This window comes from Streptomyces sp. NPDC033221, assembly GCF_055577005.1.
Genome location: NZ_JBVIQN010000001.1, coordinates 151,700 through 175,595, shown reverse-complemented (window position 1 = coordinate 175,595; position 23,896 = coordinate 151,700). Strand labels below are relative to the sequence as shown.

At 71.0% G+C, this 23,896-nt stretch carries 19 protein-coding genes; 11 read left to right on the top strand and 8 right to left on the bottom strand.

Annotation, left to right across the window (positions count from 1 at the left end; all coding sequences use genetic code 11):
• The first annotated feature begins 26 nt into the window (after positions 1 to 26).
• From ACZ53K_RS00795 to ACZ53K_RS00770, 6 genes are all read left to right on the top strand, one after another.
• On the top strand, positions 27 to 695 hold the full coding sequence (locus ACZ53K_RS00795) for a nuclear transport factor 2-like protein (RefSeq protein ID WP_468830242.1): 669 nt from the start codon (positions 27 to 29) through the stop codon (positions 693 to 695).
• Positions 696 to 832: 137 nt separating this feature from the next.
• Complete coding sequence (locus ACZ53K_RS00790; RefSeq protein WP_468830240.1) at positions 833 to 2,455, top strand: peptide ABC transporter substrate-binding protein; 1,623 nt, start codon at positions 833 to 835, stop codon at positions 2,453 to 2,455.
• A gap of 17 nt (positions 2,456 to 2,472) precedes the next feature.
• A complete protein-coding gene (locus ACZ53K_RS00785) occupies positions 2,473 to 3,396 on the top strand; it encodes an ABC transporter permease (protein ID WP_468830238.1) in 924 nt (307 codons plus the stop codon).
• Positions 3,389 to 4,399: an ABC transporter permease gene (locus ACZ53K_RS00780; protein WP_468830236.1), complete on the top strand. Its 1,011-nt coding sequence runs from the start codon at positions 3,389 to 3,391 to the stop codon at positions 4,397 to 4,399. Before ACZ53K_RS00785 ends, ACZ53K_RS00780 begins: the two co-directional genes overlap by 8 nt.
• A gap of 11 nt (positions 4,400 to 4,410) precedes the next feature.
• Entirely contained in the window at positions 4,411 to 5,445 is a 1,035-nt protein-coding gene (locus ACZ53K_RS00775; protein WP_468830234.1) for an ABC transporter ATP-binding protein, read from the top strand.
• On the top strand, positions 5,442 to 6,494 hold the full coding sequence (locus tag ACZ53K_RS00770; RefSeq protein ID WP_468830232.1) for an ABC transporter ATP-binding protein: 1,053 nt from the start codon (positions 5,442 to 5,444) through the stop codon (positions 6,492 to 6,494). Before ACZ53K_RS00775 ends, ACZ53K_RS00770 begins: the two co-directional genes overlap by 4 nt.
• 58 nt (positions 6,495 to 6,552) lie before the next feature.
• On the opposite strand, the gene ACZ53K_RS00765 is transcribed toward ACZ53K_RS00770, so the two are convergent.
• The 7 genes from ACZ53K_RS00765 to ACZ53K_RS00735 form a co-directional block, all read right to left on the bottom strand.
• A complete protein-coding gene (locus tag ACZ53K_RS00765) occupies positions 6,553 to 7,542 on the bottom strand; it encodes a PI-PLC domain-containing protein (RefSeq protein ID WP_468830230.1) in 990 nt (329 codons plus the stop codon).
• Positions 7,543 to 7,757: 215 nt separating this feature from the next.
• Positions 7,758 to 8,912, bottom strand: coding sequence for an ABC transporter ATP-binding protein (locus ACZ53K_RS00760; RefSeq protein ID WP_468830228.1), 1,155 nt, complete (start codon positions 8,910 to 8,912; stop codon positions 7,758 to 7,760).
• Between the two features lie 17 nt (positions 8,913 to 8,929).
• Entirely contained in the window at positions 8,930 to 9,991 is a 1,062-nt protein-coding gene (locus tag ACZ53K_RS00755) for an ABC transporter ATP-binding protein (RefSeq protein ID WP_468830226.1), read from the bottom strand.
• Positions 9,992 to 9,999: 8 nt separating this feature from the next.
• Positions 10,000 to 10,977, bottom strand: a complete 978-nt coding sequence (locus ACZ53K_RS00750) for an ABC transporter permease (protein WP_468830224.1) — start codon at positions 10,975 to 10,977, stop codon at positions 10,000 to 10,002.
• A 129-nt stretch (positions 10,978 to 11,106) separates the two neighbouring features.
• Positions 11,107 to 12,909: an ABC transporter substrate-binding protein gene (locus tag ACZ53K_RS00745; protein ID WP_468830222.1), complete on the bottom strand. Its 1,803-nt coding sequence runs from the start codon at positions 12,907 to 12,909 to the stop codon at positions 11,107 to 11,109.
• A gap of 89 nt (positions 12,910 to 12,998) precedes the next feature.
• The gene (locus ACZ53K_RS00740; protein ID WP_468830220.1) at positions 12,999 to 14,030 is read right to left on the bottom strand and encodes an ABC transporter permease; all 1,032 of its coding nucleotides are present in this window, start codon (positions 14,028 to 14,030) and stop codon (positions 12,999 to 13,001) included.
• A gap of 425 nt (positions 14,031 to 14,455) precedes the next feature.
• Positions 14,456 to 16,624, bottom strand: a complete 2,169-nt coding sequence (locus ACZ53K_RS00735; RefSeq protein ID WP_468830218.1) for a prolyl oligopeptidase family serine peptidase — start codon at positions 16,622 to 16,624, stop codon at positions 14,456 to 14,458.
• 232 nt (positions 16,625 to 16,856) lie between these two features.
• Between ACZ53K_RS00735 and ACZ53K_RS00730 the strand changes: the two genes are divergently transcribed.
• The 5 genes from ACZ53K_RS00730 to ACZ53K_RS00710 all read left to right on the top strand — a co-directional run bounded on the left by ACZ53K_RS00730 (position 16,857) and on the right by ACZ53K_RS00710 (position 22,803).
• On the top strand, positions 16,857 to 17,051 hold the full coding sequence (locus ACZ53K_RS00730; protein WP_030020272.1) for a hypothetical protein: 195 nt from the start codon (positions 16,857 to 16,859) through the stop codon (positions 17,049 to 17,051).
• A gap of 166 nt (positions 17,052 to 17,217) precedes the next feature.
• Positions 17,218 to 18,156 carry an N-acetyl-1-D-myo-inositol-2-amino-2-deoxy-alpha-D-glucopyranoside deacetylase gene (gene mshB / locus ACZ53K_RS00725; RefSeq protein ID WP_468830216.1) on the top strand — a complete coding sequence of 313 codons (939 nt, stop codon included), beginning with the start codon at positions 17,218 to 17,220 and terminating at the stop codon, positions 18,154 to 18,156.
• Positions 18,153 to 18,740 (top strand): DUF6113 family protein, encoded by a 588-nt coding sequence (locus ACZ53K_RS00720; RefSeq protein ID WP_468830214.1) that lies wholly within the window; start codon positions 18,153 to 18,155, stop codon positions 18,738 to 18,740. Before mshB ends, ACZ53K_RS00720 begins: the two co-directional genes overlap by 4 nt.
• A gap of 164 nt (positions 18,741 to 18,904) precedes the next feature.
• Positions 18,905 to 21,049, top strand: coding sequence for a hypothetical protein (locus ACZ53K_RS00715; protein WP_468830212.1), 2,145 nt, complete (start codon positions 18,905 to 18,907; stop codon positions 21,047 to 21,049).
• A gap of 437 nt (positions 21,050 to 21,486) precedes the next feature.
• On the top strand, positions 21,487 to 22,803 hold the full coding sequence (locus tag ACZ53K_RS00710) for a serine hydrolase domain-containing protein (RefSeq protein WP_468830210.1): 1,317 nt from the start codon (positions 21,487 to 21,489) through the stop codon (positions 22,801 to 22,803).
• A gap of 186 nt (positions 22,804 to 22,989) precedes the next feature.
• Here the strand turns inward: ACZ53K_RS00710 and ACZ53K_RS00705 are convergent, their stop codons facing one another.
• Complete coding sequence (locus ACZ53K_RS00705) at positions 22,990 to 23,811, bottom strand: SDR family NAD(P)-dependent oxidoreductase (RefSeq protein ID WP_468830208.1); 822 nt, start codon at positions 23,809 to 23,811, stop codon at positions 22,990 to 22,992.
• Positions 23,812 to 23,896: the final 85 nt, after the last annotated feature.

Below are 23,896 nucleotides of genomic sequence, written 5' to 3'. Positions count from 1 at the left end.
ACGTACCACCGGGTGGGGTGAGGCCGATGCGCCGCCTTGGCATCACGGCGTCCGCCGCCGTCCTGACCGCGACCGCGGCAGCACTGGCGGGCTGCGGGTCCTCCGGCGAGGACCGGCCGGACCGTACGGAGACCACGGTCACCAGCACGCGAACGGTCACCGAGGACACCCCTGCGCCCTCCGGCAGCGGCACGGCCGGAAGTCCCGCGGCACCGAAGCCCGGTCCCACGACCACCGCACGGGACGCCGCCACCGTCGTCCAGGACTATTACGCGGCCGTCAACGCCCACGACTTCCGCCACGCCTGGGACCTGGGCGGCAAGAACCTCGGAGGCGCGTACGACGCCTTCGTGGCGGGCTTCGCCGACACCGCCCGCGACACCGTGCACGTCGTCGGGGTGAGCGGCGACGTGGTCACGGTGACACTCGAAGCCGAACAGCGGGACGGATCGGTGCGGTCCTTCGCCGGGACGTACACGGTACGGGACGGGGCGGTCGTCGCCGCCGACATCCGGGCGGTGGCGGGGCCGACGCCGAGTGACGGGACCGGAGGATCTCCTCGCCCCGGGCCGTCGACCGGCGGGCCGGACGTCGACTGCTCGGACCTCGACGGGCCCACCGTCGTGGGGACCGACGACCCGAATCATCTCGACCGGGACGGCGACGGGGTCGGGTGCGAGCCCCACGGGGAGTGACGAAGATCGCTCGTACGGGGGGTTCTGGCCCGTGTTGCGCCCGGGTGACGGGGCGCGGCGGGTGGGAGGTGCCAGGTTGGGGCCGACAGGCCGGGACGGTGGGGTGCCCGGGGTCGCAGCTCTGAGGAGGCAGGTCGTTGCGGGGTGCCTGGCGCGTCGGGTCGGCGTTCTTCGCGGCCACCGTGGTCGTCCTGGTGGCTGCCGGGTGTGGTGGGGGTGGGCAGGACCCCACGGTCGTACGGGCGTCCTGGGGTGATCCGCAGAATCCGGTGGAGCCGGCCAACACCACCGACGTGCAGGGCGGCAAGGTGCTCGACCTCGCCTTCCGGGGGCTGAAGCGGTACAACCCGCGGACCGCTGTCGCGGAGGACATGGTCGCGGAGTCGGTCGAGTCGCCGGATGCGCGGAATTTCACGGTCAAGGTCAAGCCGGGGTGGACGTTCAGCAATGGGGAGAAGGTGACGGCGCGGTCCTTCGTGGATGCCTGGAATTTCGGGGCGCTGGTCACCAACCGGCAGCAGGGGGCGCCGTTCTTCAGTTATGTGGAGGGGTATGAAGAGGTGCACCCCGAAGGGGCGGGGGAGAAGCCGACGGCGAAGACGATGCGGGGGCTGCGGGTGCGGGACGAGCTGACCTTCACCGTGCGGCTGAACCAGAAGTTCGGACTGTGGCCGGACATGCTCGGGTACAACGCCTTTCTGCCGCTGCCCCGGCTGTTCTTCACGGATCATGACGCGTGGCTGGCGAAGCCGGTCGGCAACGGGCCGTATGCCGTGCAGTCGTACGCCAAGGGCGGGATCATGCGGCTGCGGAGGTGGGAGAAGTATCCGGGTCCGGACCGGGCGCGGAACGGCGGGGTGGATCTTCAGGTTTACACGGATAATGACACTGCCTATACCGACTTGATGGCGGGGAATCTGGATCTGGTCGATGATGTGCCGGCTCCGCAGCTGAAGCATGTGCAGAAGGATCTGGGCGGGCGCTACATCAACCAGCCCGCCGGGATCATCCAGACGCTGTCGTTCCCGATGTATGACGAGAAGTGGGCGAAGGCGGGAGTGGAGAAGGTCCGGCGGGGGATTTCCATGGCCGTCAACCGGCCCGCGATCACCCGGCAGATCTTCCGGGGGACGCGGACGCCCGCCACCGACTGGTCCGCGATGGCGCTGGGGGAACCCGGCGGCTACCGGGCGGGGCTGTGCGGCGCGGCGTGTACGTACGACCCCGCCGGGGCCCGGAAGCTGGTGGCCGAGGGGGGCGGGATTCCCGGCGGCTCGATGAAGGTGACGTACAACGCGGACACCGGGTCCCATAAGTTGTGGGTGGATGCTCTGTGCAACAGCGTGAACAAGGCGCTGGGCCGGCACGTGTGTGACGGCGCGCCGATGGGGACGTTCGCCGATTACCGCACCAAGGTCACGCAGAAGAAGATGAGCGGCCCTTACCGCGCCGGCTGGCAGATGGACTATCCGCTGATCCAGACGTTCCTGCAGAGCCAGTACTTCACCGGTGCGTCGTCCAACGACTCGGGCTGGAGCAACAAGGAGTTCGACCGGCTGGTGAGCCGGGCCAACGCGGAGAGCGAGCAGCGGCGGGTGAATGACACGTATCACCAGGCCGAGCGGGTTCTGGCCCGGGAGATGCCGGCGATTCCGCTCTGGTATCAGAACGGCAGTGGCGGATATGCGGACCGGGTCGGGAACGTCGCCCTGAATCCCTTCAGTGTCCCGGTGTACGGCCAGATCACGATCAAGGACTGAGGGGCGGGCGGACGGCCATGGGGCGCTATGTGATCCGGCGGCTGCTGCAGATGGTGCCGGTCTTCGTCGGTGCCACGTTTCTCATCTTCGTGATGGTGTACGCGCTCGGCGACCCGGTCGCCGCCCTTTCCGGGGACCGGGCGCCCGACCCCGCGACGGCCGCGCAGATCCGTCGCGAGCTGCATTTGGACCAGCCGCTGTGGCAGCAGTATCTGCATTACATGGGGCAGATCTTCAGCGGTGACTTCGGCACCACGTTCGACGGGCAGCAGGTCCTGGACAAGATGGGCACCGCCTTTCCCGTCACCCTGCGGCTGACCGCCGTCGCCATCGTCGCGGAGATCGCCGTCGGTGTGACGCTCGGTGTGCTCAGCGGGCTGCGGCGGGGGCGGCTGCTGGATTCCGGGGTGCTGGTGCTCACGCTGATCGTGGTGTCCGTACCGACGTTCGTCAGCGGGTACGTGCTCCAGTACCTGCTGGGTGTGAAGTGGGCGTGGGTGAGCCCGGCCGTCGCGCTGGGCGCGCCCCTGGACGAACTGCTCCTGCCGGGCTGTGTGCTGGCGCTGGTGTCGCTGGCGTACGTCACCCGGCTCACCCGGACGTCGATCGCGGAGAACGCCCGCGCGGACTATGTGCGTACGGCCGTCGCCAAGGGGCTGCCCCGGCGCCGGATCGTCGTACGGCACCTGCTGCGCAACTCGCTGATCCCGGTGGTCACCTTCATCGGCGCGGACATCGGCACGCTGATGGGCGGGGCGGTGGTCACCGAGCGGATCTTCAATGTGCACGGCGTCGGCTACGAGCTGTACCAGGGCATCGTCCGCCAGAACTCGCCGACCGTCGTCGGCTTCGTGACCGTCCTGGTCATCGTCTTCCTGCTGGCCAACCTGATCGTCGATCTCCTGTACGCCGTGCTCGACCCGAGGATCCGCTATGCCTGAGTCCGCGCCCGACCGCCCGGAGCCGTTCCAGCCGTCGGGTGGCGGGACGCCGCTGCCCGCCGTGGAGGCGGAGACCGTGGGCGGGCTCGGCGGAACACCGGAGGTGCCCGGGGCCCCGGGGGCGCCGCAGGGCGCGGGCGTGCAGCCGGCCGGCGGCCGGGCCCGCAGTCTGTGGTCGGACGCCTGGCACGACCTGCGCCGCAACCCCGTCTTCATCGTGTCCGGTCTGCTGATCCTCTTCTTCCTGCTGGTCGCCGTCTGGCCGTCCCTGCTGACCGATACCGACCCGCTGGACTGTGACATCACCCTGTCGCAGGAGGGCGCGCGTGGCGGCCACCCGTTCGGCTTCGACACCCAGGGCTGCGACGTCTTCGCGCGGACGGTGTACGGGGCCCGGGCCTCCGTCACGGTCGGCGTGTGCGCGACGGCCGGGGCCTCCCTCCTCGGCGGTGTGCTGGGCGGTCTGGCCGGGTTCTTCGGCGGCTGGTGGGACGCGCTGCTCTCGCGGATCGCGGACATGTTCTTCGCCATCCCGATGCTGCTCGGCGGTCTGGTGTTCCTGTCCGTGGTGCCGTCCGGCTCCGTATGGCCGGTCGTCGGGTTCATCGTGCTGCTGGGCTGGCCGCAGCTCGCGCGGATCGCCCGCGGTTCCGTGCTGACCGTCAAACAGGCCGACTTCGTGCAGGCCGCGCGGGCCCTGGGGGCCGGGAACACCCGGCTGCTGCTGCGGCACCTGGCGCCGAACGCGGTCGCGCCGGTGATCGTCGTGGCGACCATCGCCCTCGGTACGTACATCGCGCTGGAGGCGACGCTGTCCTACCTGGGCGTGGGCCTGAAGCCGCCGACCGTCTCCTGGGGCATCGACATCTCCGAGGCGTCCAAGCAGATCCGCAACGCGCCGCACATGCTGCTGTGGCCCGCCGGCGCGCTCAGCCTGACCGTACTGGCGTTCATCATGCTCGGCGACGCGGTCCGCGACGCCCTCGACCCCAAGTTGCGCTGAGGAGACGGTGGATGACGGCTGAGGGGACGCGGCAGGAGGCCGGTTCCGGCGGCGGCACGCTGCTGGACGTACGGGACCTGAAGGTGGAGTTCCGTACGCGGGACGGCGTGGCGCACGCGGTCAACGGGGTCAGCTACCGGGTGGCCGCGGGCGAGACGCTGGCCGTGCTGGGGGAGTCGGGCTCGGGCAAGTCGGTGACCGCGCAGGCCGTCCTGGGCATCCTGGACTCGCCGCCCGGGCACATCACGGGAGGCGAAATCCTCTTCCACGGGCGTGACCTGTTGCGGATGGGCGCCGAGGAGCGGCGCAAGACCCGGGGCACCAAGCTGGCGATGATCTTCCAGGACGCCCTGTCGGCGCTCAATCCCGTACTGAGCGTGGGAACGCAGCTCGGCGAGATGTTCGAGGTGCACCGGGGCATGTCCCGCAAGGAGGCGCGTGGCTGCGCGGCCGAACTGATGGACCGGGTGCGTATTCCGGCCGCCAGGAGCCGGGTGGGCGATTACCCGCACCAGTTCAGCGGCGGGATGCGCCAGCGCATCATGATCGCGATGGCGCTGGCCCTCGGCCCCGACCTGATCATCGCGGACGAGCCGACGACGGCGCTCGACGTGACGGTGCAGGCGCAGGTCATGGACCTGCTGGCGGAGCTCCGGCGGGAGTACGCCATGGGGCTGGTGCTGATCACCCACGATCTGGGCGTGGTCGCGGACGTGGCCGACCGGATCGCGGTGATGTACGCGGGCCGGATCGTGGAGACCGCCCCCGTACACGACCTCTACCGGGCGCCCGCGCACCCGTACACCCGCGGCCTGCTCGACTCCATCCCGCGCCTGGACCAGAAGGGCCGGGAGCTGTACGCGATCAAGGGCCTGCCGCCCAGCCTGACCGCGATCCCGCCGGGCTGCCCCTTCCACCCCCGCTGTCCCAAGGCGCGGGACCTCTGCCGTACGGACCGGCCGCCGCTCTTCGACGTGGCGCCGGGCCGGGCCAGCGCATGCCACTTCTGGGAAGAGACCGTCAGTGAGCAAGGAGAGCGCCCATGAGCGCTGAGGCGGACACCCGCGCCGGGGAGACCGTCCTGGACGTACGGGAGCTGGCCAAGCACTATCCGCTGACGCGCGGTGTCGTGCTGCGCAAGCAGGTCGGCTCGGTCAGGGCCGTGGACACCGTCTCGTTCGTGCTGCGCAAGGGCGAGACGCTGGGGATCGTGGGGGAGTCCGGCTGCGGCAAGTCGACGGTGGCCAAGCTGCTGGTGGGGCTGGAGAAGCCGACCGGCGGCCACATCCTGTACCGGGGTGAGGACATCTCCCGGCTGTCGGGGCGTGCGCTGAAGGCGGTGCGCCGCAACATCCAGATGGTGTTCCAGGACCCGTACACCTCGCTGAACCCGCGGATGACGGTCGGGGACATCATCGGCGAGCCGTACGAGATCCATCCCGAGGTGGCTCCGAAGGGCGACCGGCGCAAGAAGGTCCAGGACCTGCTGGACGTCGTCGGCCTCAACCCCGAGTACATCAACCGCTATCCGCACCAGTTCTCCGGCGGCCAGCGTCAGCGCATCGGCATCGCGCGGGGGCTGGCGCTGCGCCCCGAGGTGATCGTGGCGGACGAGCCGGTGTCGGCGCTGGACGTGTCGGTCCAGGCGCAGGTCGTCAACCTGCTGGAACGGCTCCAGGACGAGTTCGACCTGTCGTACGTCTTCATCGCCCACGACCTGTCGGTGGTCCGGCACATCTCCGACCGGGTCGGTGTCATGTACCTCGGCCGCTTCGTCGAAGCCGGTACGGAGGAGGAGATCTACCGGCACCCGACCCACCCGTACACCCAGGCCCTGCTCTCTGCCGTCCCCGTACCGGACCCGGAGGCGCGCGGCCGGCGGGACCGCATCCTGCTGAGCGGCGACGTCCCCTCACCGGCCGACCCGCCGTCCGGCTGCCGCTTCCGCACCCGCTGCTGGAAGGCGCGGGAGCGCTGCGCGCTGGAGGTGCCGGCGCTGGCGGTGCCGGAGGGGTTCGAGGAGGTGACGGGCCCGGCCCGGCACGCCTCGGCGTGCCATTTCGCGGAGGAACGGCAGGTCGTGCCGGGCGGGTGACGGGCCGGGCGGGTGACGGGCCGGGCGGGTGACGGGCCGGGCCGGTAAAGGCCCGGCTTCAGCTGCCGAACGGCACGTCGCTGTTGCTGGCCATGCGCCGCTCGGCCGGGTGCCCGGCGACGTAACCGGTGACGGAGGACAGCGCCTTCTTCACGGCGGACTCGTCGGTGCCGCAGCCGCCGCGCCACTTGGACGTGCCGTCCGGGTAGCAGGCGGCCCGCAGCCCGTAGATGAGGCCGTCGGCGTGGGCGCCGCCGGCCGCGTACGGTGCCAGCAGCCGGGCAGCGTTCTTCGCGTCTCCCGTGCCGACCGTCCAGCCGGCCGTCGAGGCGAGTTCCTTGTCGTCCCGGGCCTTCGCACCGGCCCGGAGTTCGGAGGCGATCTTGCGGGCGTTGAGCGACATGCTGAAGAGGCCCTTGTCCATCACGCGCTGCCGCCCGGGGATGTGCGAGCCGTGGGCCGCGAAGGTCTTCGCCACGTACTTGGCGTCGCCGCTGATGCCGACCCCTTCGAGCGGGCGCAGGCCGGACGTGACGTCCTTCCAGCCGGTGCCTCCCTCGGTGCCGTAGAACCCGTAGAGCACGCGTACGCCCTGCTTCTCGACGGTGCGGCGGGCCATGTCGCGGAGCGCGGCGATCGAGCAGTGCCGCCACTTCGCGTCATCGCTGCGGCAGTAATCCGGGTTCTTGATGTCGAGCCACACGAAGTTGACGGTCTTGCCTTCACCGCGCCGCTGGGCGATGCGCTTCAGCATGGCTTCCATCGTGTCGCCGGCGCTGGTGGGGGTGCCGTCGTGATCCGCCCTCCAGCCCTTCTTCCAGGCGGTGGCGTCGATTTCGATGGCGTTGGCGCCGTGCCGCAGTGCCGTGTCCACGCCGTCGGCGGTCAGTACCCGGTGGGCGATGGCGTAGGTGGGGCGCGGCGCGGCCTGCTGCGGACCGGTGGTGGCTGCGGCGGCCGGGGTGCTCGCGCAGAGGAGTCCGAGGACCCCGGTGGTGGCCAGGAGGGGGACACGGGTGGGTATCCGGGCCGGGGAGCGGTGAGCCATATATGTCGTCTGTCCTTTGGTGGATCCATTGCCTCCTCGGCTTCGCCCGCCCGGGGTACGGGGCATGGGTGTGCCGTCGCGGTGTCCGCGTACGGGAAAGCCGGAAGCGGGCGCAGCGGCCCGGTTGGTGGGCCGTGCGCCTGCTCCGGTTCGGCACCTGCCCCGGATGGCTGATCCGACACCAGGGGGCGCGGGGACGCCGGGGAGCCGGCCCGTCAGTCAGTCCCGCCGGCCGCCTCCGGCCCGGGTGCCGCGTCCTCGATCGCCGCCAGCGCCGGGTCCAGCACGATGTCCTCGTCCCGCGCCGCCGTCGTGGGCTCCTCCGGGAAGTGGCAGGCCGTCAGGTGCCCACCCGCGTTGCCGGCGATCTGCACCAGCGGCGGTTCCTCGTCGGCGCACTTGTCGCGCGCCTTCCAGCAGCGGGTACGGAAGCGGCAGCCGGACGGCGGGTTGATCGGTGACGGGACGTCGCCGGCCAGCCGGATGCGTTCGCGGCCGCCCGTCTCCTCCTGCGCGTCCAGCAGCCGGGCCTCCGGGACGGCGGAGAGCAGTGCGTGGGTGTACGGGTGGCGAGGGCGCTGGTAGATCGAGTCCCGGTCGCCGACCTCGACGATCTTGCCGAGGTACATCACCGCGACGCGCTGGCTGAAGTGCCGGACGATCGCCAGGTCGTGCGCGATGAACAGAAACGCGATGTTCAGTTCCCGCTGCAACTCCTGGAGCAGGTTGACCACCTGGGCCTGGATCGAGACGTCCAGCGCGGAGACCGGCTCGTCCGCGATGATCAGCTTCGGCTCCAGGGCGAGGGCGCGGGCGACGCCGATGCGCTGGCGCTGGCCGCCGGAGAACTCGTGCGGGAAGCGGTTGTAGTGCTCCGGGTTGAGGCCGACGGTCTCCAGGAGTTCGCGTACCCGCCGCTCCAGGCCGCCTTCCGGGGCGATGCCGTTGATCTCCATCGGGCCGCCGATGATGGTGCCGACCGTCTGCCGCGGGTTCAGCGACGAGTACGGGTCCTGGAAGATCATCTGGATTTCGGAGCGGACCGGCGCCAGCTCCCTGCGCCCGGCGTGGGTGATGTCCCGGCCCCGGTACGTGATCGAGCCGGCGGTCGGCTCCAGCAGCCGGGTCAGCAGCCGCCCGGTGGTGGACTTGCCGCAGCCAGACTCGCCGACCAGGCCGAACGTCTCGCCGCTGTGCACGGTCAGGTCGATGCCGTCGACCGCCTGCACCGCGCCGACCCGGCGTTTGAACGGGAACCCGGCCATGATCGGGAAGTGTTTGGTCAGGCCCTTCGCGGTCAGCAGCACCTCGCCGGGCTCGGCGGCGGCCGGACGGGGAGCGGGCACGATGACGTCTTCGGGTGCGCTCATGGTCGTCGCTTCGCTTCCTAGCCCAGCCGGGGCTTGATCTGCTCGGTGAACAGGGTGTGTTTCTGCTCGGGGTCCAGGTGGCAGGCCGCGGCCCGCCCGGGGGCCAGCGGTGGGCGTTCGTCCTGGCAGCGGGTGCCGCCGACCTCGGAGACGAAGCCGCAGCGCGGGTGGAAGGGGCAGCCCGACGGCGGGGCGAGCAGGCTCGGGGGCGTGCCCGGGATCGGCGTCAGCGGCTCCTCGACGCTCGCCGACAACCGCGGGATCGAGCCCAGCAGGCCCCAGGTGTACGGGTGTTGCGGCGCGGTGAGGATCTCCTTGACGGTGCCGCGTTCGACGGCCCGTCCGGCGTACATCACCAGCAGTTCGTCGGCGGTGTTGGCGACCACGCCCAGGTCGTGGGTGATCAGGATGATCGCCGAGCCGAACTCCTGCTGGAGGTCCTTGAGCAGGTCCAGGATCTGCGCCTGTACGGTCACGTCCAGCGCGGTGGTCGGCTCGTCGGCGATCAGCAGCGACGGGTTGCACACCAGCGCCATGGCGATCATGGCGCGCTGCCGCATCCCGCCGGAGAACTGGTGCGGATAATCGTCCACCCGCAGCGTCGGCTGCGGGATGCCGACCTTCTCCAGCATCTCGATGGCGCGCTGCCGCCCTTCGCGCTTGCTCGCGCCGGTGTGCTTGACGAACGGCTCGGCGATCTGGCGGCCCACGGTGTAGTACGGCGACAGCGCCGTCAGCGGGTCCTGGAAGATCATCGCCATCTTGCTGCCGCGCAGCTTCTCCAGGTCCCTTTCCCGGGCGCCGGTCAGCTCGTCGCCGTCCAGCAGGATCTCGCCGGTGATCGTCGTGTAGTTGGGGCTGTGCAGGCCCAGGATGGCGAGGTTGGTGACCGACTTGCCGGAGCCGGACTCGCCGACGATGCCGAGGGTGCGGCCGCGCTCCAGGTCGAAGGAGAGATCGTCGACCGCCTTGACGACGCCGTCCTCGGTGGCGAACCGCACGTACAGGTCGCGTACCGACAGGAACGGTCCTGAGGTGGCCGGGACCGGCGCGCCCGCGGGCTGGGTGAGTGTGGACACGGGGTCTCCTAGGACAGCCGCACACGCGGGTCGATGAACGCGTAGCAGGCGTCCACCACGATGTTGAACAGGATGATGAAGGTGGCGGCGAACAGCATCACGCCCATGGTCATGGGCAGGTCGGTGTTCTGCACCGACTTCACGGCGAGGGTGCCCAGGCCCGGCAGCGCGAAGGTGTACTCGGTGATCATTGCGCCGCCGAAGAGGGACCCGAGGTCGATGCCGAAAATGGTGACGATGGGAATGAGCGAGCCGCGCCAGGCGTAACGGAAGAAGACCGTCCGGGATGCCATTCCCTTGGCCCGCGCGGTCCGTACGTGATCCTCCTGAAGCTGTTCGATCATCGACGAGCGGGCCATGCGCGTGTACTGCGCGGTGAAGATGACGGACAGTACGCACCACGGAATGATGAGTCCCAGGAACCAGCCCACCGGATCGTCCAGCAGGGGTACGTATTTCGGCTGGCCGAACCAGCCGAGGTTGTAGACCAGCAGCGCGAGCACGATCGGTCCGATGAAATAGATCTGCATCGAGGAAAGCACCAGCGAGGACGAGCTGAAGATCTTGTCGACGAGCTTGCCCTGCTTCCAGGCGGCGATCATTCCGGTACCGACACCCACGCTCAGGAACACCGCGGCGGCGCCGATGGTCAGCGAAATGGTGGTGGGGAAACGGTCCACGATCGTGTCCCAGACGGGATCACCGTTGGCGAAGGAATAGCCGAAGCAGGGGGCCGAACAGTGCCCCACGGCGAAATCCCGGCCGGTGACGATGCCGGCCATGAATTCCCAGTACTGCACCGGTACGGGCTTGTCGAGCCCGAGATTCTTGTGGATCACTGCGATGGCGTCGGGCGTGCAGTTCTTTCCGCAGGCCAGCAGCGCGGGATCCCGGGGGGCGGCGAAGAAGAGGAAGAACGTGAACGCGCTGATGATCAGCAGGATCACGATCGCGCCGAGGGACCGGCGGAAGAGAAAACGCAGCATGGCAGTCGCAGCTCTCTTGGGCAGCCAGAGGATCGGGAGTGCGCCGGGCCGGTGTGCCCGCCCGGGACGGCGGGCACACCGGGCGCGGACGGCGCACGGCGCGCGGTCGGCGCCGGGGCGCCGGCTGTGCTACTTCTTCACGAACATCTTGGTCGGGTCGACGGAGCTGATGATGTCGTTGTTGACGACCCCGCCGACCTTGGAACCGTGCAGCTGCACCTGCTTGTAGTAGAAGGTCGGCAGCTGCGGCAGGTCCTCCTTGAGGATCTTCTCGCCGAGCGCGAACCAGTCGTGGGCGGCCTGCTTCTGGTCGGTCAGCTGGGAGATCCGGTCGATCTCCTTGTTGACCGCGGGGTTGTTGTAGTGCGAGTAGTTCGGCGCGTTGTCCTGGATCTGCCGGCCGTCGTAGACCGGCGGGAGCACGGTCAGCGCGCTGGGCCAGTCGGCGCCCCATGCGGAGGGGTAGATGTCGAACTGGTTGTTGACCTTGCCGATGATGTCGTAGTACGTGTCCGACGGCAGGTCCTTGTTCTGCACGTTGAACCCGGCCTTGCGCAGGTTGTCGGCGACCGCGACCGAGTACTTCTGCGGCTCCGGCGCGTTGGTGTACGCGAAGGTCAGCTTCATGCCGACCTTGCCGGCCTCCTTGAGCAGCTGCTTGGCCTTCTCCACGTCCCCCATCGGCTTCTTGAGCTTGCCGTACGGGTCGATGTCCTTGTGGCCGGTGAGCGTCGGGCTGATGTAGCTGCCCGCCAGTTCGCCGCCGCCCGGTGTGCCGTACGCGTCCAGGACGGCCTGGATGGGCAGCGCGTAGGCGATGGCTTCGCGGACCTTCTTGTCCGTCAGGCGCTTCATGTTGAAGTTCATGACGCCGACGTAGGGCTGGTAGCCGGAGGTGGAGCGCTTCTTGATGTCCGGGGCTCCGGCCACCTGCTGGAGGCTGGCGGCGTCGACCTGGTTGTTGAAGCTGACGGCCGTCTGGTTGTCGGCGCTGTCGGACATCAGCCGCTGCGTCGAGTCCGGGTAGGAGACGCCGAACTGGATGTCGAACTTGTCGACGTACTGGTGCCGGGTGATGTCCGTGTTCGGGTCCCAGTTGGCGTTCTTGACCAGGGACATGCCCTTGCCGGACTTGAACGAGCCCGCCTGGATCTTGTACGGCCCGGAGGAGACCGGGTTCTTGTCGTACCGCTCCTTGGTGTCGCCCTTCTCCGGCACGACGCCGTACCCGGCCATGGCCAGCGCGTACGGGAGGTCACCGACCGGCTTCTTGAAGTGGAAGCGGATGGTGTTCTCGTCCGGGGTCTCCAGCACGCTGTCGGGCAGGTGCTTGCCGCCGTACGGGCCGCCCGGCAGCAGCTTGCGGTACTCGTTGCCCTCCGCGTCGGCCAGCCAGCGCTGCACATACGTCGGGCCGTTGGAGATGAAGTCCGCGAAGGTTCGCTCGAAGGTGTGCCGGATGTCCTTGGACGTGATCGGCTGGCCGTTCTCGAACTTCACGCCCTTCTTCAGGGTGTACGTCCAGGTGCGGCCGCCGTCGGTGGACTTGCCGCTGTCCGTCGCCAGGTCTCCGACGACCGTGTACTTGCCGCTGTTGTCCAGGTGGTACGAGGTCAGGCGGCGGAAGATCAGCGTGGAGAGGGTGCCCTCGTCGCTGACGTAGATCTGCGCCGGGTCGAGGTGGTCGTAGGTGTCGCGCTGGTAGACCTTGATGGTGCCGCCGGGGGTCGCGCCGGGCACCGCCTCGGCCGGGCCGGTGGACGCCTTGGCGTCACCGAAGGCGATCTGGGCGCGCTGGCTCTCGGCCTTCTCGCGGCCCTTGTCGTCCTCCGCCCCCTGGCCGGCGCCGCTGCTGCAGGCGGTCAGGACCAGGGCCCCCGCGGACAGCGCCACGACCGTGGCGCGCGTTCTGTGCGTACGGAGTGTCTTCATAGTGGTGGATGCACCTGCCTGTCTTAGTTCCGTGGCCGCTGCCTGACGTGTGCGGTGCTGGGGTGGCAGCACCCCCCGTGGAACACGGTTCACCGGGCGCGTTTCGGGTCGAAGGCGTCCCGGACGGAATCCCCGAGGAGGTTGAACGCGACGATGAAGAGCACCATCGCGATGCCGGGGAAGAACAAGTACGTGATGTCGTTGCGGTAGTACTCGGCGGCGTTGGCGAACATCCGGCCCCAGTCGGGGGTGGGTTCGACCAGGCCGACGCCGAGGAAGGACAGGCCCGCGATCGAGGTGACGAAGTTGGGCAGCATGTACGTCGTCTGCACCAGGATCGGCGTCATGACGTTCGGCAGCAGCTCACGCCGGATGATGCGGGCCGGGGAGGCGCCGCTGACCTTGGCGGCGTCGACGAACTCACGTTCACGGAGCGACAGGACGGTGCCGCGCAGCAGCCGGGCCAGGCTCATCCAGCCCAGGAACCACAGCACCAGGATCAGGATGAGGCAGCGCATCCAGGTCGCCATGGCGTCCTCGGGGGCCACGAAGATGGCGCCGACCACGGGGACGAACGCGACGAAGAAGAGCTGGTTGGGAAAGGCCATCAGCAGGTCGATGATCCGGCCGATGAAGTAGTCGACCCGGCCGCCGAAGTATCCGGCGGCCACCCCCATGACGATGGCCGTGAGCACCGATACGAGAGTGATGGCGACCGAGAGGTAAAGGGTCGTCCGGATTCCGTATACGAGTTGCATGAACACGTCACGGCCGAGCGTCGGTTCGATGCCGAACCAGAATTCCGAGGAGATCCCTCCGTTGGGCTGCGCCGGATATCCGTTCACCAGCAGACCCGGGGTGATCTGGCCGTACCGGGTGTACGGATCCTTGCCGTACAGCTTGGAGATCACGGGGGCGAGCAGACCGATCAAGAAGAACGCGATAACGACGCATCCGCTGATCACACCGGTCCGGTCGCGCTTGAACCTGATCCACATCAATTGGCCGGGGGAACGGCCGACCAGTTCCCCGCCCTTGCGGTCCTTGACTTTCCGCAGCCCCTCGGGTCCGAGTCCGGAGGGATCGGTCTGCGTTACCGCGGTCTGGGACGGACTGGTCATCGCGAAGTTCCCCCGCACCGAGTTCACTTGCAACTGGAAGCGGAGCTGATTCGCACCGCTGGTTGAGCGGACTTTGGCAAGGTATTTATAGCCCAGTCAAGAGGACGGCGAACGCTCGCTCGCACGGTGTCCGCTTCTTGAGCGAAGATTGCGCAGATTGACGCCACGGCGTGCTTGACAGCGGTATGCGGCGTACGGCATGAGCGACATATCATGCCCAACGGCCGTAACAGCGAGGCAACTTGACTGTCGTCACGCCGATATACGGACGCGCCATACTCGACAGCGTACGGCCGTGCGGGTGCCGTGGACCGGCCGGGGTGGCCCTGCGATCGCCCCGGCCGGTTGCCGCCTCGTGTGGGGGTACTTCCGGCGATCGCCGCATTGGCCGGGTGCAGCGATCTCCAACCCGCTCACATGCTGGGCTAGTTGACTCCCAGCGACCTCTTCAAGAAGTCGACCTGCAGCAGCAGGAGGTTTTCGGCGACCTGCTCCTGCGGCGTCATGTGCGTGACGCCCGACAGTGGCAGCACCTCGTGCGGCCGGCCGTCCGCCAGCAGCGCGGAGGAGAGCCGCAGGCTGTGCGCCACCACCACGTTGTCGTCCGCCAGACCGTGCACGATCATCATCGGCCGGTGCTGCTCCGCGGCACCCACCAGGCCGTCGTCGCCGACCAGGGAGTTGGCGGTGTAACGGGCCGGGTCCTCGTCCGGATGCCCCAGATACCGTTCCGTGTAGTGGGTGTCGTACAGCCGCTGGTCGGTTACCGGGGCGCCCACGACGGCGGCGTGGAAGACGTCGGGGCGGCGCAGCGCCGCCAGTCCGGCCAGATAGCCGCCGAAGGACCAGCCCCGGATCGCGACCCGGCCCAGGTCCAGCGGGAAGCGGCCGGCGAGCCCGTGCAGCGCGTCGACCTGGTCCTGGAGGACCACCGCCGCCAGATCGTGGTGGATCGCCTTCTCCCAGTCGGGGGAGCGGCCCGGAGTGCCCCGCCCGTCGGCGGTGATCACCGCGAAGCCCTGGTCGGCGAACCACTGGCCCGTCAGGTGGGCGTTGTGCGCGGCCACCACCCGCTGCCCGTGCGGACCGCCGTACGGGTCCATCAGGACCGGCAGCGGCCCGTCGCCCTCCTGGTAGCCGGTCGGCAGCAGCACCGCGCACGGGATCCGCCGCTCACCGGACAGCGCGAGCCGCGGGCTGGTGGTGAGCACCGGCACCTCGGCGTACGAGCCGACCGCGGCCAGCCAGGTCTCACCGCCGTCCGCCTCCAGCCGCACCACCTCCGTCTGCGCCCCCGGCCGCTCCAGACAGGCGTGCGAGAGCACCGTCACGGCGCCGCCGCGCACCGCGGAGGACACCGAGGGGTACGGGCGCCGCCCGATCCGCTCCCAGCCGCTCTGGTCGCCGCTGCCCCGGTACCAGGCGCGGTAGACGCCGATGTCGTGCAGGTCCTCGGCGCTCGCCGTGAACAGCACGTCGTCCTCGCCGATGTCCAGGACGGCCCGTACGTGCAGCGGCGCCGCCGTCAGCGCCCGGTCGCCGACGAAGAGCCGGCGCGCCCCGCCCTCGTCCGCGACGCGCACCAGACGCCCGTCCGGCGTCCAGGCGGGCGATCCGGTGGCCAGTTCCACCCACCGCGGGTCCTCGTCGGCGTGCACGGTGCTGGTCGCGCCGGTCTTCGTGTCGACCGTCAGGTAGCGCTGGGCGCGCTGGTCACGGCTCTGTACGAGGAGGAGCGGCGGGCCCGCCGCCGACCAGTGCACGCGCGTCAGGTACGGATAGCGCTCGTGGTCCCACGTCACGTCCGTGTGCGAACCGTCCAGGCCGAGCAGGGCCAGGCCCACGGAGGCGTTGGGGGTGCCGGCCGCCGGATAGGCGACCCGCGCCGGTTCGCGGCCCGGCCGCGCGGGGTCGGCGATCCACCAGCGCCGTACGGGTGAGTCGTCGACGCGCGCGGCCAGCACGCGGTCGCTGTCCGGGGACCACCAGAAACCGCGGTGGCGGCCCATCTCCTCGGCGGCGATGAACTCCGCGAGGCCCCAGGTGACGTCCGGGCCGTCCGGCTCGGCGAGGGAACGGTCGCCGGGCGTGCCGTCCCCGTCGTCCCCGTGTGCGGCGTCGGCCGGTACGACCCGCAGCCGGCCCCGGGACACGTACGCGATGTGCCGACCGTCGGGCGACGGGCGGGGGTCCACCACCGGGCCCGGAACGGGCAGTTCGCGGGCCGTGCCGGCGCGCAGCTCGGCGGTGAACAGGCGGCCCGAGAGGGTGAAGGCGGCCAGTTCCACCGCGGCGTCCACGGCGTAGCCCACCACACCGGACGACCCTTCGCGCGTACGTTCCCGGCGGGCCCGCTCCTCGGGGGACAGTTCCTCGTCCGCGCCGGAGAGCAGCGTCGCCGGGTCGGCGGCGGCGTACTCCCGCCCCTCGTCAAGGTCCAGTACCCACAGCAGATTCGCTCGATCGGTGCCCGTACGGGAGCGGAGGAAGGCGACACGCGAACCGTCCGGCGCCACCGCGAAGCCGCGCGGCGCGCCCAGGGAGAAGCGCTGGGTACGGGCGTGTTGCCGGGGGAAGGAGAGCTGTCCGGTCATGCGGACGAGCCTACGGGGCCGCGCCTCGGCCGTGGCCGTACTTCGATGATCGCGTGCGCCCCCGTTCTGCTCCCGTGCACCGACATATGCGCGAGCGTGGAAAGTTATGATCCAGACCGCGGAGTGGGTAGGGGAGGGGAGCGTGACTTCCCCGTGCCCGCGGGGCCGTCAGCCGTCGGCCCCGCGTCGTCCCAACGCTGTCCGGACCGTGCGTACTTGGAGGTGAGCCGCCGTGGCACTGACGATTTCGGCGGTGGTGCTGCTGGCGATCATCGTCTTCCTGCTCGTCAAGAAGTCCGGGCTGAAGACGGGACATGCGCTGGTGTGCATGCTGCTCGGCTTCTATCTGGCCAGTTCGTCGATCGGCCCGACCATCAAGCAGCTGACGACGAACGTCGCCGGAATGCTGGGGGGCATCAAGTTCTAGCCGGGTGCCCGCGCGGCGCCGGGCGCCTGCCTGGGGCCGTGCGGCGCCGGGCGCCCGCCGAGGTCCGTGCGCGGAAAGCGGCGGGCCCGGCCCTTGAACGGGGGACGGGCCGGGCGGGCCGGATCGGGATGCAGGGTCCCGGCCGCCCGGCTCGTACGCTGTCTCCATGACCGACCTTCCCGCCCGCCGGATACTGCTCGTGCACGCGCACCCGGACGACGAGTCCATCAACAATGGCGCCACGATGGCCAAGTACGCGAGCGAAGGGGCCCTGGTCACGCTCGTGACCTGCACCCGCGGCGAAGAGGGCGAGGTCATCCCGCCGGACCTGGCCCACCTGGCGCCGGACCGGGACGACGCCCTGGGCCCGTACCGCGTCGGCGAGCTGGCCGCGGCCATGGAGGCGCTCGGGGTCACCGACCACCGCTTCCTGGGCGGCGCGGGCCGCTACCGCGACTCCGGGATGATGGGCGCCCCGCAGAACGACCGGCCGGCCGCCTTCTGGCAGGCCGACCCGGACGAGGCCGCCGGACATCTGGTCGCCGTGGTCCGCGAGGTCCGGCCGCAGGTGCTGGTCGCGTACGACGACAACGGCGGATACGGCCATCCCGACCACATCCAGGCGCACCGCGTCGCCATGCGCGCCGCGGACCTCGCCGCCGACCCGGACTTCCGCCCCGAGCTGGGCGCGCCGCACCGGATCGGGAAGATCTACTGGAACCGCACTCCGCGCTCGGCCGTCGAGGAGGGCTTCGTGCGGCTGCGCGCCGCCGGCCTGTCCTTCCCCGGCGTCGGCGGGGTGGACGACGTGCCGGGGGTCGTGGACGACGCCGTGGTGACCGCCGCGATCGTGGGCGGCGAGCGGTACGCGGCCGCGAAGGCGGCGGCGATGCGGGCGCACGCCACCCAGATCGATGTCGAGGGCCCCTTCTTCGCGCTCTCCAACGGCCTGGGGCAGCCGCTCTTCGCGACCGAGTACTACCAGCTCGTACGGGGCAGGTCCGGCGCCGTGGAAGGAGAGCGTGAGGACGATCTCTTCGCGGGCGTGACGGACGGCGAAGGGGACAGGGAGCGTACCGAGGACGAGAAGGAGACGGCGGTATGAGCGGCGCGAAGAAGCGGACCAGGGCCACGGCGGGCGGCAGGGGGCCGAAGACGGGCGCGTCGGCGGCTCCCAAGGGCGGTCAGGGTGGTCAGGGCGCGGCGGCCAAGGCCTCGGCCGGTGCCGGTGCCCGCGCCAGTGGCGGTGGCGGTGCCCGCGCCGGTGCCGGGAAGGCGGGCGCGGGAGGCGCGGCGGCCGCCACCGGTCTCGCCGCGCCGCTGAGCCCCGGCCGGGTGGCCGCGTACGTCCTGCTGTTCGTCCTCGGCGCCCTGGTGGCGACCGCGGGCGGGCTCGTCCAGGCCGCGTGGTTCCCCGGCGGACTGCTGCTGGCACTGGCGGCGGCCGGTGGCCTCTTCTACGGGGGCCGGGCGGCGCTCGGCCGTACGGGTGGCGTGCTGGCGCCGGGCGCGGGCTGGCTGGTGACCGTGATCCTGCTCAGCGACGCCCGCCCCGAGGGCGACTTCCTCTTCGGCGCCGGCCTGGGTACCTATGTCTTCCTCGTCGGCGGCATCGTGCTGGCTGTGATCTGTGCCACCGCTTCGCAGATGCGGGCCAACGGTGCGCAAGCGGCCCGACTTGGCAAGTAAGCACCGGCCCCAATGATCATTTTCGGTACCGCCCGGCGGTCCGGGAGCGGGGTGTTGCCCTGCTCCCGGGGTGTCCGCCGATGGCGGCCAGTATGGTGGTGCGCGCCGCCGAGCCGCCCAAGCACCGTACTGACGAGCGGCGGAGCCAACCGGGAGAACCTGCTTTGAGTCGTGAATCTGACAGTTCGTCCTCCGGCGCCCAGGGGCGCGGCGGTGCCGCGTACCCGTCGGGGACACCGCCGTACGGAACGCCTCGGACCGAGGCGGACGATGCAGTGGCGGCCGACGCCGCGGCGAAGCCGGAGGAGCCGAAGACCGAGACCACGCTGACCACGCGGATCAAGATCAACATTCCGGGGTCCCGCCCCATCCCGCCGGTCGTCGTGCGCAAGCCCGTCGGCGAGGAGTCCGGGGCGGGCGGACCGGCGGCTGCCGGTGCGTCCGGTACATCCGGTGTGTCCGGCCTGACCGCGTCCGACTTCGGGAGCGCCGGGGCAGCCGGGGCTGCCGGGAGTGCCGGAACCGGCGGGACCACCGGGTCTGCCGGGTCCGCCGGATCTGCCGGGTCTGCCGGGTCTGCCGGGTCTGAGCGCACCGGCAGTACGCGCAAGCCCGACGCGGCCGGCTCCGAAGGCGCCAAGGGCGCTCCGGCCGAGAAGACCAGTGACTGGTTCTCGCCCCGCAAGCCGACGGCGGCCTCCGCCGGTGCACCGGCCTCGCCGGACCCGGCTCCCGCCGCGCCGCAGAACCCGGCCGACGGCGGATCGTCGCGCCCGGACCTGCCGTATTTCTCCGACGCGCCCGCGCAGCAGGGCGGCGGCTCGCCGTTCGACGCGGCCCCGTCCCCGTTCGACGCACCCGCGAGCCCGTTCGACGCGCCTACGGGGCAGGGCAGCACCGGCAGCCCGTTCGACACGCCCGGTGGCCCGAGTGGCCCGACGACCGGTCCGGCCACCGGCGACTCGGCCTTCGACCTGCCCGCCGGCTTCCACACCCCGGGCGCACCGGGCGCGGACGGCGGCCCCGGCATGACCGACGACACCGCGGTACTCACCCCGCAGCCCCCCGCCCCGCCCGCCGGCCCCGGCAGCGGCATCGGCGTCACCGGGGGCATCACGGGCGGTGTGCCGAACGGCGGCCAGGGCGGCGGCGGGTTCCCCGGCGGCGCGCCCAGCGGCCCCGGCCGTACCGGCGGCGACCAGCTCTCCAGCGACACCCTGGTCAGCGGCATTCCGACGGTCCCCGCCGACGCCGCCCCGGCACCCGGCGGGTCCTTCCCGCCCGGACCGGGCGGCGGCCAGGACACCCCGGCCCCGCCGCGCGCCAAGATCCCCGAGCCGATAAACCCCAAGAAGAAGGGCCGCAACAAGGTCGTTCTGCTGGGCGTCGCGGTCGTCGTGCTGGCGGGCGTCGCGTACGGCGCGGGGCTGCTGCTCGACCACGCGGACGTGCCCAACGGCACCACCGCGCTGGGCGTGGACATCGGCGGCACCACCAAGGAAGAGGCCGTCAAGAAGCTCGACGCGGCCGTCGGCAAAACCCGTAACGAGCCGCTGAAGCTGACCGTGGACGGCAAGGAGCAGACACTCGTGCCGGCCAAGGCCGGGCTGAACATCGACACCCAGGCCACGGTCCGGGACGCCTCCGGGCGGGACTACAACCCGGTCTCCGTCATCAGCTCGCTGTTCGGCGGCACCCGGACGGCCGAGCCGGCGATGATCACCGACGACGAGAAGCTGGACGTCGCGCTCAGGGCGGTGGCCGGCTCCGCGGGTGCCGCCAAGGACGGCGGCATCACCTTCGAGAACGGCAAGGCCGTCCCGCACTACGGCACGCCCTACAAGGCGGTCGACGTCAAGGCGTCCAAGAGCAAGATCGAGAAGGCGTACCTGGAGCGGGCGGCCGGCGGCAAGAACACCCCGGTGGTACTGGCCGCCGTCGAGCAGCGGCCGAAGGCGGACAAGGCGGCGGTCGACCGGGCCATGAAGGACATGGCCGAGCCGGCCGTCTCCGGATGGGTCTACCTGTCGGCGGGCGGCGTCGAGGTGCCGTTCAGCCAGCGTTCCATCGGCGAGCTGCTGTCCTTCGCCGTCGCTTCCGACGGCTCGCTCCAGCCGGTCATAGACCTGGCCAAGCTGGAGGACAAGTACGGCCACGCCTTCGACAACGTGACGATCGACGGCGGCTCCGGCAAGGTCAAGATGACCCCGCAGCACGCCGCCGCCGCGATGACGCAGGCGCTCAAGAAGACCGCGCCGCCCGCACCGCAGAAGCGTGTCGCCAAGGTCGAGGGCGCCGGCACGGGCTGACCGTCCGTCGCTCCGCACCCGGCACGTCGAGCCGGTCCCGTACCGTCGTACGGGACCGGCTCGACGCCGTTCCGGGCGCCGGAACCGGCTCTCAGGGCGCTTCTGACGGATCTCCGCGGCATCGCGACGCCCGGCACTCCCCCTGGCTCTTCGAGCAGGGGCCCCCAAGCGGACGCACCGAACGCCGCTCCGTCCCCCGCGGAGATCCGTCAAAAACGCCCTGGCCCGGCCTCGGCCCCGGCTGCCGGAGACCGGGACCCGGCTCCGGGCTGCCGGCCACCCGGGCCGGGCTTCGGGGCTGGCTCCCCGGTTGCCGGACACCCGGAGCGGGCTCCCGGCCCGGCCCCCCCGGCCGCCGGACACCCTCCCAAAGTGAGGGCGCCGACCTTACTTTCGTCGATACCGGGTGGCCCCCGGCGCGCCATAGCGTCCCGGTCATGACCTCCGTAACCGACCGCGTCTCCGTGACCGACCGCAGCTCCGCAACCGACCGCCCGAGCGCCACCACCGGGCCCGCCACCACCCGCACCACCCCCCTCCGCCAGACCACCGCCTGCCGCCCGGCCACCACCCGCGTCACCACCCTCCGCCCGGCCACCGCTCGCGCCACGGCCCTCGCCCTGGCCCTCACGGCCGTCCTTGCCACCGGTCCGGCCGCCGGAGCCGCGTCGCCCGACCGGCATCCGGGCGGCCACCGGGCGACCCAGGAAGCGCTGCGGGCCGTGGTCGACGAGGCCGGCCTTCCCGGTGTTGCCGCGGAGGCCAGGGACGGGCGCGGCCGGTGGTTCGGCGCGGCCGGTCACGCGGACACGGTCACGGGCCGCGAACGGACCCGCGCCGGCCACTTCCGCGCCGCCAGCATCACCAAGACCGTTCTCGCCACCGTCCTCCTCCAGCTCGCGGAGGAGGGCAGGCTCGACCTGGACGACACGGTCGAGAAGTGGCTGCCCGGCGCCGTACGCGGCAACGGCAACGACGGCCGTGCCATCCGGCTGCGCCACCTGCTGAATCACACCAGCGGCCTCGCCAACTACTCCGCCGACCCCGGGTTCTCCCACCGCACCTCCGGCCCCGGGTTCCCCGGCCACCGCTACGACACCTACCGCCCCGCCGATCTGGTGGCCCTCGCGACGCAGCAGCCCCCGCACAACGCCCCGGGCGAGGCGGCCCGGTACAGCAACACGAACTACATACTCGTCGGCATGGTCATCGAGAAGGCGACGGGCCACTCCTACGCCCACGAGGCGCAGCGCCGCATCCTGGGCCCGCTGAAGCTGCGGGAGACCTCATTCCCCGGGCTGGACCCCCGGATGCCGCTGCCGCACCCCACCGCCTACTCGCGGCTGCGGCAGAAGGAACCCGACGCGCCGGTCGTGGACGCCACCGAACAGAACATGTCGTGGCTCGGCGCGGCGGGCGACATGATCTCCACCACCGGCGACCTGAACACGTTCTTCCGGGCCCTGACCCGGGGGCGGTTGCTCGGCCCGGCGGCGACCCGCGAGATGTTCACCACCGTGCCCGCGGACGTCACGGGCTACCGTTACGGACTCGGCATCGAGTCCGTCACCCTCTCCTGCGGGGTGACCGTGGTGGGCAAGACGGGCCGCGCCAACGGCTCCGTCTCCGGGGTCGTCGGCACCCGGGACGGCGGCCACCAGCTGACGTTCAACATCAACGGCGACTGGCTGGGCGACGCCGCCTCGTACGTGGGTGTGGTCGAGGCCGAGTTCTGCGGCACCCGGAAGGGCTGACGCAGGCCCTCGGCGCGCCGCGACGACGCCCGTGTCCGCTGAGAGCCTGTCTTTGAACCCCCGCCTGCGCCCCGACGCCCGGCACGCACTCCCCCGAGCTCTTCGAGCAGGGGGACCCCCATCGCACGCACCGACCGCCGCTGCGCCCGCCCTTCGGGCGGACGACGGGGGTTCAAAGGCAGGCTCTCAGGCGCACATACCGCCGTCGACCCGGAGGACCGTCCCGGTGACGTAGGAGGCACGGTCGCTGAGCAGCCAGGCCGCGGCCTGGGCGACCTCTTCCGGATCGGCGGCGCGGCCCAGCGGGGTGCGGGCGTTGAGCTGCTCGATGGTGCCGGGGGACTGCTCGTCCCACGCGCGGAGCATCTCGGTCAGCGTGGTGCCGGGCGCGATGGCGTTGACGCGGATGTCCTCCCGGCCGTACGTGACGGCCGCCGACGCGGTGAGGCTGTTGACCGCCCGCTTCGCCGCGCCGTACACGGGCAGTTCGGGATTGCCCATCAGGCTCCCGACACTGGACGTGTTGACGATGGCCCCGCGCCCCGCGGTGGCCCGGATGGCGGCGACCTCGGCGGTCATGGCCAGCCACGGGCCCTTGAAGTCGACGGCGCTGACCAGGTCGAAGTCGGCTTCCGGCAGTTGGTCCAGCGGGCCGGGCGGCTGGCCCGTCGCGCCGTTGTTGAAGGCCACGTCGAGCCGGCCGTACAGCTCCACGGCCCGTTCGACGGCGGCCCGGACGCTCGCCGCGTCCGCCAGGTCGCACCGCACGTGGTCCGCGGTGCCGCCGGCCGCCCGGATGTCCTCGGTCACCGCCTTGAGCTGGGCTTCCGTGCGCGCCGCGAGGAGCACACGGGCGCCCTCCCGGGCGAAGAGCCGTGCCGCCGCGGCGCCGATGCCGCGGCCGGCCCCGGTGATGAAGGCGACCTTGCCGGTGAGCAGGCCCGAGGCCGTGGCCGTGGTGGTGGTCGCGGTCGAGGTGGATGTGGATGTGGTCGGTGTGTGGTTCATGCCGATGAGCCTGTGCCCGGCCGCACCGCTCAGCCAGGCCCCGGGAGTACCTGGCTGGGCGCCCCGGTGCCCGCGCACACTGGTG